We start from the raw sequence: 12167 nt of genomic DNA, 5'->3' as shown, positions 1-12167 counted from the left end.
TATAATTAAGCGCGAGCTTTTGCGATATAACCAAGAGCCTCAACACACTTATCTGTAATTGCTTTCCAGTTTTGAGATTTAACAACATCACCAGGGAAGAGTTTAGAACCCATACCTACGCACATTACACCAGCCTTAATCCACTCTGTAAGGTTTGCCTCTGTAGGTTCAACTGCACCAGTAACCATAATGTTGCTCCAACGCAATGGACCAAGCACATTCTTAACAAATGAAGGACCACCTACATTACCAGCAGGGAACACCTTAGTTACATCACAACCAGCAGCCTGTGCATTACTCATCTCAGATACAGAGCCACAACCTGGAGAATAAGGTACCAAGCGACGGTTACATACTGGAGCAACTTCTGGGTTGAAGTTTGGACCAACGATGAAGTTTGCACCCAACTGAATGTAAAGAGCTGCAGTAGGAGCATCAATTACTGTACCTGCACCAAGAATCATCTCTGGACATTCTTTGTCTGCCCATTTTACCAACTCACCGAAAATTTCGTGAGCAAAGTCACCACGGTTAGTAAACTCGAATACACGAACACCGCCTTCGTAGCAAGCTTTGATTACATTTTTACAAACATCGATATCCTTGTTGAAGAATACAGGAACCATACCTGTTTCCTTCATAGCAGTCATCACCTGGATCTTACTAAATTTAGCCATAATATTCTTTAAAAGATGCCAAGTCGCCCGAAAGCGACCTGGCTTTATTATAATGTTTTATTATTATTTAATTATAACAAATTAACGCTGTACGCGACCATTTGCATTACCACCAGCAAGGCTCTCTACCTCATCAGCATTTACAAGGTTGAAGTCACCTGGAATTGTGTGCTTCAATGCAGAAGCAGCAACAGCAAACTCAAGAGCTTCACCCTGAGTTTCCTTAGTCAACAAGCCATGAATCAAGCCACCAGCAAAAGAGTCACCACCACCAACACGGTCGATAATAGGATTGATATCATAGTGCTTGCTCTCGTAGAACTCCTTACCATTGTAGATCAAAGCTTTCCAGCCATTGTAAGTTGCAGAGTAAGACTCACGAAGAGTTGAAACTACATACTTGAAGCCAAACTCCTTAGCCATCTGCTCGAAGATCTTGTGATAACCAGCAGCATCAGTCTTACCACCTTCAACGTCTGCATCTGGTGTAAAGCCTAAGCAAAGAGCAGCATCTTCCTCGTTACCGATACATACATCTACGTACTGCATCAAAGGACGCATAACAGAGATAGCCTTCTCTGATGTCCAAAGCTTCTTACGGAAGTTAAGGTCAACTGATACTGTCACACCATGACGATGAGCAGCCTCACAAGCCAACTTTGTCAACTCAGCAGCCTTGTCACTAATAGCAGGTGTAATACCACTCCAGTGGAACCAAGAAGCACCTTCCATGATTGCATCGAAATCGAAATCAGATGGATCAGCCTCTGCGATTGAACTATGAGCACGGTCATAGATAACCTTAGAAGGACGCATAGAAGCACCTGTCTCTGCGTAGTACAAACCTACACGCTCACCACCACGAGCAATAAAATCTGTATGAACACCATAACGACGAAGAGCGTTAACAGCAATCTGACCAATCTCGTGTTTAGGAAGTTTAGATACGAAATATGCATCATGACCATAGTTTGAAACACTAACAGCTACGTTAGCCTCACCACCACCAGGGATAATACGGAAAGAATCACTCTGAATGAAACGATCATTACCTTCTGGAGAAAGACGGAGCATGATCTCACCTAATGTTACAATTTTTGCCATTTCTTAATTTTTTTAATATAGTTTGTTTGTAATCAAATTCCTTTTTGTTTTGTTTTACCGGACAAAAATACTGATTATTTTGCAAATTAAGAAATAAAATCTCAAAAAAATAGTTTGAAGGGCAAAATAAAGGGTTGTGCAAACACACAAATCAAGTTTTTTTGTTATATTTGTACCGAAATTAAAATTATGTGTACGAACACACAGGTATAGAAACATAGCAAAACTATTTATAAAAGGAAAATCTCTATGGCATCCAAAATTCGAATTAAAGATATTGCAGAAAGAGCCGGCGTTTCTGTTGGTACAGTAGACCGTGTACTGCACAATCGACCAAATGTTTCAAAATCTGCTCTTGAAAAAGTAAGTAAAGCTCTTCAGGAGATGAACTATCAACCAAATATGTATGCTAGTGCTTTAGCATACAATAAATCATATACCTTTTATATTTTAATGCCAAAACACGAATCAGAAGCATATTGGGAAGAAATCGAAGAGGGTGCCAAAAAAGCGGAAGAAACGAGACGAGACTTCCATATTGATATCGAAATCAGATATTATGAGCGTTTCGATCAAAAATCTTTCGAGACCCAATCGCAGGAAGTACTGAATAATAATCCTGAGGGTGTGGTCGTCGTACCATCTGCTTTAGCATCAACTAAGAAATTCACAGATCAGCTACATGAGCAAAATATTCCTTTTGTAATGCTTGACTCATATATGCCTGACTTAAAACCATTAGCATTTTATGGACAAGATTCTTTCAGTAGTGGATATTTTGCTGCGAAAATGCTAATGCTAATTGCTAGTCAAGAGGAAGAGATTATGCTCATGAAGCAGACTAAAGATGGTGTGGTTATGAGTAAACAACAGGACAACCGTGAAGTGGGTTTTCGTCATTACATGCATGACCACTTTCCAAATATAAAAATCATCGATTTGGATTTACCACTTGATGGCACCAAAAAGAGTTATGCACAGATATTAGAGCATTTCTTCACAGATCATCCACATATTCATCATTGTATAACATTGTCGTCTAAAGCACACTTAGTTGGTGAATTTCTTTTAAGAACCAATCGCCGTGATATTCAAATTATGGGATATGACATGGTTGCCAAGAACGCTCAATGTCTTCGTGAAGGAAGCATATCATTCTTAATAGCCCAACACGCATATATGCAAGGATATTCTTGCATAGATACTCTATTTAAGGCAATCGTACTGAAGAAAAAAATTACTCCTGTTAATTATATGCCAATTGAGCTGCTCTGCAAAGAAAATGTAGATTTTTATCGCAGAACTCAACTTTAATTAAAAAAATAAGAAATAATACATATTAATAAATAACATTTTAAGAACAAGATCTACAATGAAACAATCATCTTTTATCAAGATTAACCCAGCAGACAGTGTTGTGGTTTGTCTACGTCCTTTTACTAAAGGTGAAGAGATTGAGGTCGATGGTAAAACCATTACTCTGTTACAAGACACTCCAGCAGGACACAAAGTTCTGATTAATGATGCCTCAGAAGGTACAGATATCATTAAGTATGGTTACCCTATCGGCCATGCAAAAAAGGATTTAAAACAAGGAGAATGGGTTAACGAGAATAATTTGAAAACTAATTTGGCAGGAACTTTGGAATATACATACAATCCTGTTAAAGAAGAGCTCAATATTGCACTCGAAAATCGTACATTTAAAGGTTATGTGCGAAAAAATGGTGAAGTCGGTACTCGTAACGAAATTTGGGTAGTCCCAACTGTTGGCTGTGTTAATGGCATCGCAGAAAGAATCGTTAAAAAACTTCAGGAAGAAACAAAAAGTGAAGGCATCGATGCAATCTTTGCATGGCATCATAATTATGGTTGTTCACAATTGGGTGACGATCATGAAAATACCCGCAAGATACTACGTGACATTTGTTTACACCCTAACGCTGGTGGTGTATTGGTATTATCTTTGGGTTGTGAAAACAATCAGCCAGAAGACTTTATGGCTACACTTGGAGACTACGACAAGGACAGAGTTAAACTTGTTGTAACTCAACGAGTTGAAGGTGATGAAGTAGAGGAATGCATGAACGTATTACGCGATCTCTATGCAAAGGCTAAGGAAGATAAACGTGAAGATGTACCAGTAAGTAAGCTACGTGTAGGGTTGAAATGTGGAGGTTCTGATGGCTTCTCTGGCATCACAGCAAATCCATTGGTTGGAGAACTTTCAGACTGGATTGTAGCTCAAGGCGGTACATCAATCTTAACAGAAGTACCAGAAATGTTTGGTGCAGAAACTATCTTAATGAATAGATGTAAGACCCCAGAACTGTTTGAGAAGACCGTTAGCCTAATCAACAATTTCAAAGAATATTTCCTATCACATGGCGAACCTGTAGGTGAAAATCCTTCTCCAGGTAATAAAGCTGGTGGTATTTCTACTTTGGAAGACAAGGCTCTAGGCTGTACTCAGAAGTGTGGTCGCGCTCCTGTAAGTGGTGTGCTAGAATATGCAGAACGCCTTCAAACTACAGGTTTGAATCTACTTTCAGCTCCAGGAAATGACCTCGTTGCTTCTACAGCTTTGGCATCATCAGGCTGTCAGATCGTCTTGTTCACAACTGGTCGTGGTACTCCATTCGGCACTTTCGTACCAACAATGAAGATTTCTACAAACAGCAATCTATATAATCGCAAACCAAATTGGATAGATTTCAACGCTGGCGCACTTGTAGAAGGCACAGAAATGAAAGATCTCGTAAAACAGTTTATTGATAAAGTCATCGCTATTGCCAGTGGAGAACTAGCACGCAACGAAATTAATGGTTATCGTGAAATTTCCATTTTCAAAAATGGTGTAACACTGTAAACCATCTAATATTACTAGATACATGAGCAATAAAAAAGGTTTGTTGGCACTTTCACCTCTCATTATATTGATAGGGTTCATAATTATCTTCACAATGTACTCAACAGAGCACTATGGCGAAGAAAACAACTTATCACTGATTGTAGCATTTATGATATCAAGTATCTATGCTGTCATTATTTCAGGTGGTATTCCTCTGTATAAACGTATCGATATGTATAGCAAGGGGGCAGGTGCCAGCAATCTTATGCTCATGTTATGGATATATGTTTTAGCAGGAGCATTTGCAGCTTCAGCTAAAGGTATGGGAGCAATTGATGCAACCGTAAATTTAACTTTATGCATATTACCAGCAAACCTTATTCTGCCAGGATTATTCTTAGCAGCCTGTTTTATATCTTTATCTATTGGCACTAGCGTTGGAACTATTGTTGCACTTGTGCCTATAGCAGCAGGACTGGCCAATTCTACAGGGAGTAATCTTGGACTAATGACAGCTGTCATTGTAGGCGGTGCCTATTTTGGCGATAATTTGTCTTTTATTTCAGATACAACTGTTGTCGCTACCCAAACACAAGGTTGTAAAATGAATGACAAATTTAAAGCCAATTTTCAAATCGTAGCTCCAGCAGCTATAATTGTACTTGTTATCTATACAATACTCGGTTCTGATATAAAATTGCCAGCCAATATACCTGATATAGAATATATCAAAGTCCTACCCTATCTAGCGGTCTTAGTTACAGCTATTCTAGGAATGAACGTCATGGCTGTATTGACATTAGGAACGATTCTTTGTGGTATAATTGGAATCACTTATAATTTTTTTGATGCCTCTCAAGCCTATAATACCTTTGGCTGGTTTATTTCCATGAGTAACGGGGTTATCGACATGGGAGAACTTATTATCATTGCCATGATGGCAGGTGGAATGTTAGAAATTATAAGGACAAACGGAGGAATTGACTATATTATTGAGAATATCACCAAACATGTTAACAGCAAGCGAGGAGCCGAATTATCTATTGCAACCTTAGTTTCTCTAGTCAACGTCTGCACAGCCAACAATACAATTGCAATTCTAACCGTAGGAAATATTTCTAAAAAAATCGGTGACCAATATGGAGTGGATAATCGTAAAGCGGCAAGTATTCTTGATACTTTTTCATGTTTTATACAAGGTATCATCCCTTACAGTGTACAAATGCTTATAGCAGCAGGACTGGCCAACGTTAGTCCATTACATATTTTACCATACCTGTATTATCCATTTGCGATAGGCTTTTTTGGCTTAGGAGCTATACTATTAAGATATCCTAAAAAATTGAGTTAACTTTATGATGAACTTTATTCAAAGAAACATCTTCATTCAACTTCGGGCAAATAAATTCCATACTAACGAACACATGGAAGACATGACAAATTATAAGAAGCAAAAAATAGCCAATATAATGAAAAATATGGAAGATCTGCCTGAAGGAGAAGTTCGTTTGAGCAATCCTATACTCAATAAAAGGCTTAATAAAGTTATGGACGATGAACGCCATGCTATAGATACTTCTATCGAAAGTCTAGACCTTTTACGTATCATCATAGCCAACATCGATAGTATAATGAACCATTGTATATCAATCAAAGGGATCATTAAATTAGGTAATTATTTAAGGACTAAAGGCGACAAAGTTGATTTTGTAAAAATCGACACATGGCTATCAAAACTACACATCCAGCGTATTGCTCAATTTCAAGGAAGTATTCTTATACAACTGTTCAACTTTGAAATCGATGAAATACCATTTGTACGAAGAATAGAAAAGAAAGCAGAAAAATTAACATTGCAAAGTTTGAATATGAATCTTCAAGATTTACAGGAAGACTGGCATTTTAAGCAAAGTAGTACTGGATTTGTTCAAAATAATAATAAGGTATTACGACGAAATCTTAATCATAGCCTACATTATTTTAACTATGCACCTATTGAAACTATCAGCCATTTCTTTTTAAAATTTGCACATAGCCTCTCAGAAATCGAAGAATAGAAATATTGAAAAGATGTAAAATAATAACTATAGCTTACACGCATATAGTTTCTTTTTAGTATCTTTGCAATCATGAATCGAATTCTATTAATTATATTAAACATATTCTTCTCTTTCAGTATGCAAGCGCAAGTACAATGCGAAGATACTTGCAGTCACATACATGGTATAGATTTAAGCCATTATCAAGGTAACGTGTTTTGGGAAACCATTGGCAATAATTCAAAAATGGCCTATGTATACCTTAAGGCGACAGAAGGAGGTAATAATATAGACAGTAAATATAAAACAAATATTGATCTAGCTCATCAATATGGATTAAAGGTTGGTTCATACCACTTTTATAGACCCAAAATAGAACAAGAAAAGCAATTAACTAATTTCATGGCTCAATGTCGTCCTGGTGATCAAGACTTATTGCCGATGATAGATATCGAAACAAAAAGTGGATTACCGACTCAGGAATTTAGAGATAGCTTATTTAAATTTTTGACACTTGTAGAAAAAGCATATCATCAAAAGCCTCTTTTATATACAGGTACAAATTTTTATAACAACTATTTACTTGGCACCTTAGACGGATACAAAGTCATGATTGCACAATATAATAATCGCCCACCAAAACTGGCGGACAATTTTGAATATATTATGTGGCAATATACTGGTAAAGGTCGGCTTAATGGCATTAATGGTTATGTAGATAAAAGCCGATTTATGGGAAAACATCGTTTAAGAGAAATAAGATTTAGACATAGATAAAACATTTAAATATCATGGCAATTATTAAATGTCCTGAGTGTGGTCACCAAATTAGTGACAAAGCTCCAATATGCCCGAGTTGTGGCGTTGAAATTTCAGGTAAAGTCATTAAGTGCACTAATTGTGGAGAAATATACTTTAATGACGAAGAATGCTGTCCTAACTGTCATCAACCATCTGTTCGCTATCGTACAACAGAAAATATGACAAATCCACAAGAGACGTTGCGTTCTGCTGTACCTCCTATCATTCCACAAAACGTACAGACAAAATCTGAAACCGTAAGACAAAACTCTCCATCATCACACGGTGGTAATACCTCGGATATTTCAACCCCACCTATTCCACCTACAAACAGTCAATTTGAGCAGAAAAAAAATAATAACAATAAATATATTTGGATTTCTATTGTTATTGCATTGATAGTATGTGCAACATGCTTCTATTTCTATAGTAATGCAAAAGATAATCAAGAGCAGGAAGACTATGAATATGCGATGCAAAGTACTGATCCTGCTGTACTTCAAAGCTATCTCGATAAATATAAAGATGCAGACCAAGCTCATATTGACTCTATTCAAAGCCATCTGGAAATACTTAAACATAAAGATGACGATTGGAATAATGCTGTTATAAGTGGTAGTCGTTCTGCATTAGAAGATTATATTCGAAATAATCCAGACTCTCCTCACAAACAAGAAGCTTTAAACAAGATTGACTCTTTAGATTGGATTTCAGCATCCAATGAAAATACGATTGACGCTTATCAACAATATCTGTCAAATCATGTTGACGGCATACATATCGATGAAGCTAATGAAGCCATGAAGAAAATAAAATCTAAAGAAGTGCAATCTGATGAGAAACAAATGATAAGCGGACTATTTCGCAAGTTCTTCCAAAGTGTGAATTCACGCAACGAACTTGGATTGACTGCTACCGTTGAAGAGGTAATGACATCATTCCTTGGCAAACACATGGCTACAAAAAGTGATGTTGCATCTTTCATAGATAAGATTTACAAAGATGACATTACAAACATGAATTTTAAAATCAATAATGATTATAAGATTAAGAAAAAAGAAGTAGGCGAAGACGAATTCGAATATCAAGTAGAATTTACTGCAGAACAAAGTATAGAACGTACGAATCCTGAATTACCTACAAACAATCATTTCAGAATTAACGCAAAAGTTTCTCCTGACGGAAAAATTTCAGAAATGAACATGGTAAAAATCATCAAATAATCAATTTTGATCTCAATAAAAAAAAGCTATCTTGTAATAGATAGCTTTTTTTTATTGATTCTGCATTTGGCGAAGCAAATCTTTCTGTCGTTCTGTCAGATTGGTTGGCAATTTTACATTATAAGTAATAATCAAATCGCCAAATGTACCATCTCCCCTATCATAACCTTTGCCACGGACCCGAACTTTAGCACCAGGTTGAGTTTCAGGCTTTACTTTTAGCTTAATTTTCTGTCCATTACTCAATTGAATAACAACCTCACCACCAAGCATAGCTGTATAAAGATCGATACTAACCTTGGCTTCCATTTCTCCAGAATTTTGTCTAGCTCTGCCGTTAAAGCCACCGCCAAAGCCTGCAGAACGGAAAGAAGAACCACGGCCACCACCGCCAAAAAGATCTTGGAAAAAGCTAGAAAAACCACCGCCTCCTCCAAAGGAATTGAAATCAAAACCTTCAAAAGGATTGCCACCAGCATTTCCTCCGCCAAATCCGCCGAAGCCTCCAGCATTTTCATAAGCTTCTGCGTTATTCCATTGCTCACCATATTTATCATACTTAGCTCGCTTTTCAGGCTTTGAAAGAACCTCATAAGCCTCATTTAAAGCCTGAAACTTAGCTTTGGCCTTAGGATCATCTGGATGAAGATCTGGATGAAATTGCTTTGCCCTTTTGACATACGCTCTACGAATATCCTTTTGAGGGATATCCTTCTTTACACCTAGAATTTTGTAGTAATCGATAAATGCCATAATTCTTATATTTTATTTTTATGAAATAAACAGCAAATAGTGTGCCTATATTACTAAAAATTAGTATTTTTGCAAAATAATTAAAATATGTATAATGAAAAAAATTCTATCAGCATGCCTGTTAGCATGTTGCTTATTTCAGCCTGTGACAGCAAAAACAAAAAAAATTACTCTACGCGTAATTGAAACAACCGATGTTCATGGTTCGTTTTTTCCTTATGACTTCATTACACGTAAGCCTCTTTCTGGTACATTAGCAAGAGTAAGTAACTATGTAAAAAATGTCAGAAAGCAACTTGGTGATAATGTTATTCTATTAGAGAATGGTGACATTCTGCAAGGACAACCAACTTGTTATTATTACAATTATATCAATACTAATACAACAAACGTTGCTTCGGACTTAGTGAATTATATGAAATATGATGCACAAGGTATTGGTAATCACGATGTAGAAACAGGTCATGCTTGCTATGACAAATGGATCAAAGAACTAAACTGCCCAGTTCTTGCTGCAAACATGATAGATAACAAAACTGGTAATCCATATGTCAAACCTTATGTTATTCTTGAGAAAGAAGGCGCCAAGATAGCAATTTTGGGATTAATTACTCCAGCTATTCCAAATTGGTTGACTGAAAATATTTGGAGTGGCATACACTTCGAAGACATGGAAACCTCTGCAAAAAAATGGATAAAAATTATCCAAGATAAAGAAAAGCCGGATGTTATTATCGGCTTGTTTCATAGCGGTGCAAAAGGAGGTATAATAACACCAGAATATAAGGAAGACGCATCTTTAGATGTTGCTATAAATGTTCCCGGCTTTGATTTGATTATGTTTGGACATGATCATACACGAAGTAATCAATTTGTAACTAATATCGAAGGAAAAAAAGTATTATGCATTGACCCAGCAAATAATGCCAAGAGCATTGCTGATGTCGAATTGGTCCTTACCATGGATCACAAAAAAATAAATGGCAAAAAACAGTGGATAAGAAAAGATCTTTCGATTAAAAACGTTTTAACAGATATAACCAAAGAGCCTTTGGACCAAGACTTTATGGAGCACTTCAGTAAACAAATTGAAGAGGTTAAAGGATACGTTAACCGAAAAATTGGTGAAATAACAAGCACCATAAGTACTCGAGAAGGTTTCTTTGGCAGCAGTGCGTTCACGGATTTAATCCTAAACTTGGAACTACAAATAACCAAAGCTGATATCGCTTTTAACGCACCAATTAATTTTGACTCACACATACAACAAGGCCCAATCTATGTAGGCGATATGTTTAATCTCTACAAATTCGAGAATCAACTCTATGTAATGCGCCTTACGGGTGAGGAAATCAGAAAGCACCTAGAAATGAGTTACGACCTATGGGTTAACACGATGAAAAGTCCAGAGGATCATTTATTGCTTCTTAGCGAAAGTACTAAAGGCGACCAGCAACGCTTAGGCTTCAAAAATTTCTCTTTTAACTTTGATAGTGCTGCAGGTATAGATTATGAAGTTGACGTAACCAAGCCAAATGGTCAAAAGGTTCATATTTTAAAAATGAGCAATGGACAGCCTTTTGATGAAAAGAAATGGTACAATGTTGCTATTAATAGTTATCGTGGAAATGGTGGTGGCGAGCTTCTAACTAAGGGCGCAGGGATTCCTCGCGATAGTTTAAAAAATAGAATTATCTGGCGCAGTGAACGTGACCAACGCTATTATCTTATGGAAGAAATAGAAAAAATAAAAGTACTTTACCCTAAAGCAAACAATAACTGGAAATTTGTGCCAGAAAAATGGGTAAAACCTGCTGCCAAACGAGATTATGACATTCTCTTTGGTGAAAGAAAAGAATAAACACAAACACATGAAACAATATTATTTTATTTTTTGCAAGTCAGATCTCCTGCTTGAGGTTCTTCCAGATGGCACCTATACGATTCCATACCACAGTGAATCACCTATCCAAACTAAAGCATGGACACATGTCATGAATATCTCTCCTATGGATGACGGAATTGAAGTAAAGACTTTCAAGATTAATAATCCGTCAGAAATCGAAGATATAACAAAGGGATATCTTCAAGAAGGACATTCCTTTGAGATGTGTCCACTAAGACAGAGCTATTACAAAATCTCAAAGGATTTATACAATAAAGCAGGAAAGTGCTTTGAATTGATATATTGGGATCAAAATTCACAATTCTGTGGAGTATGTGGTGCTCCTATGAAAATGCACACTGACATCAGTAAACGTTGCACCAACTGTGGAAAAGAAATATGGCCGTTACTAGGTACTGCTGTTATTGTTTTAATACACAAAGGTAACGAAGTTTTATTGGTTAGAGCAAAAAATTTTAGGTCCGATTTTTATGGACTAGTAGCAGGATTTGTTGAGACAGGTGAAACTCTTGAACATGCTGTTCACAGAGAAGTAATGGAGGAAACTGGCCTTAATATAGGAAACTTAAAATATTTTGGTAGCCAAGCATGGCCTTATCCATGCGGATTAATGGTTGGTTACAATGCTGATTATATTAGCGGAGATATTCATATTCAGAAGGAAGAATTAGCACGGGCAAGCTGGTTTACAAAAGATAATTTACCCAAAATTCCAGAAAAGTTGAGTATTGCAAGACAAATACTGGATGATTGGATTACAAACGGACCAGGACATTCTTCTGAAATAATTAAATAAGAAACAAAAGGCATAGC

11 protein-coding genes are annotated in these 12167 nt (G+C 36.7%); 8 read left to right on the top strand and 3 right to left on the bottom strand.

Features of this window, described 5'->3' with window-relative positions; translation table 11 throughout:
• Positions 1–5 precede the first annotated feature (5 nt).
• Together L6471_RS08470 and L6471_RS08465 are read right to left on the bottom strand one after the other, a co-directional pair.
• Positions 6–677, bottom strand: a complete 672-nt coding sequence (locus L6471_RS08470) for a bifunctional 4-hydroxy-2-oxoglutarate aldolase/2-dehydro-3-deoxy-phosphogluconate aldolase (protein WP_006282451.1) — start codon at positions 675–677, stop codon at positions 6–8.
• 81 nt (positions 678–758) lie between these two features.
• On the bottom strand, positions 759–1781 hold the full coding sequence (locus tag L6471_RS08465) for a sugar kinase (RefSeq protein ID WP_006282452.1): 1023 nt from the start codon (positions 1779–1781) through the stop codon (positions 759–761).
• 249 nt (positions 1782–2030) lie between these two features.
• Here L6471_RS08465 and L6471_RS08460 point away from each other — a divergent pair, with 249 nt between their 5' ends.
• From L6471_RS08460 to L6471_RS08435, 6 genes are all read left to right on the top strand, one after another.
• The gene (locus tag L6471_RS08460) at positions 2031–3095 is read left to right on the top strand and encodes a LacI family DNA-binding transcriptional regulator (protein WP_006282453.1); all 1065 of its coding nucleotides are present in this window, start codon (positions 2031–2033) and stop codon (positions 3093–3095) included.
• Between the two features lie 58 nt (positions 3096–3153).
• Entirely contained in the window at positions 3154–4650 is a 1497-nt protein-coding gene (locus tag L6471_RS08455; protein WP_237797685.1) for a UxaA family hydrolase, read from the top strand.
• A gap of 22 nt (positions 4651–4672) precedes the next feature.
• Entirely contained in the window at positions 4673–5983 is a 1311-nt protein-coding gene (locus L6471_RS08450) for a Na+/H+ antiporter NhaC family protein (protein WP_237797684.1), read from the top strand.
• 7 nt (positions 5984–5990) lie between these two features.
• Positions 5991–6689, top strand: a complete 699-nt coding sequence (locus L6471_RS08445) for a hypothetical protein (protein ID WP_027453536.1) — start codon at positions 5991–5993, stop codon at positions 6687–6689.
• A gap of 72 nt (positions 6690–6761) precedes the next feature.
• A complete protein-coding gene (locus L6471_RS08440; protein WP_006282457.1) occupies positions 6762–7448 on the top strand; it encodes a glycoside hydrolase family 25 protein in 687 nt (228 codons plus the stop codon).
• A gap of 14 nt (positions 7449–7462) precedes the next feature.
• A complete protein-coding gene (locus tag L6471_RS08435) occupies positions 7463–8695 on the top strand; it encodes a zinc-ribbon domain-containing protein (RefSeq protein WP_027453538.1) in 1233 nt (410 codons plus the stop codon).
• A gap of 51 nt (positions 8696–8746) precedes the next feature.
• Here L6471_RS08435 and L6471_RS08430 read toward each other — a convergent pair whose 3' ends face one another.
• A complete protein-coding gene (locus tag L6471_RS08430) occupies positions 8747–9448 on the bottom strand; it encodes a DnaJ domain-containing protein (protein WP_237797683.1) in 702 nt (233 codons plus the stop codon).
• Positions 9449–9542: 94 nt separating this feature from the next.
• Between L6471_RS08430 and L6471_RS08425 the strand changes: the two genes are divergently transcribed.
• Together L6471_RS08425 and nudC are read left to right on the top strand one after the other, a co-directional pair.
• The gene (locus tag L6471_RS08425) at positions 9543–11309 is read left to right on the top strand and encodes a bifunctional metallophosphatase/5'-nucleotidase (protein ID WP_237797682.1); all 1767 of its coding nucleotides are present in this window, start codon (positions 9543–9545) and stop codon (positions 11307–11309) included.
• Positions 11310–11319: 10 nt separating this feature from the next.
• Positions 11320–12150 carry an NAD(+) diphosphatase gene (nudC, locus tag L6471_RS08420; RefSeq protein ID WP_006282461.1) on the top strand — a complete coding sequence of 277 codons (831 nt, stop codon included), beginning with the start codon at positions 11320–11322 and terminating at the stop codon, positions 12148–12150.
• Positions 12151–12167: the final 17 nt, after the last annotated feature.

The sequence above is a fragment of the Segatella bryantii genome (assembly GCF_022024215.1).
GTDB lineage: Bacteria > Bacteroidota > Bacteroidia > Bacteroidales > Bacteroidaceae > Prevotella > Prevotella bryantii.
Note: the sequence above shows the minus strand (reverse complement) of the source record. Positions and strands in the feature narration are given on the sequence as shown.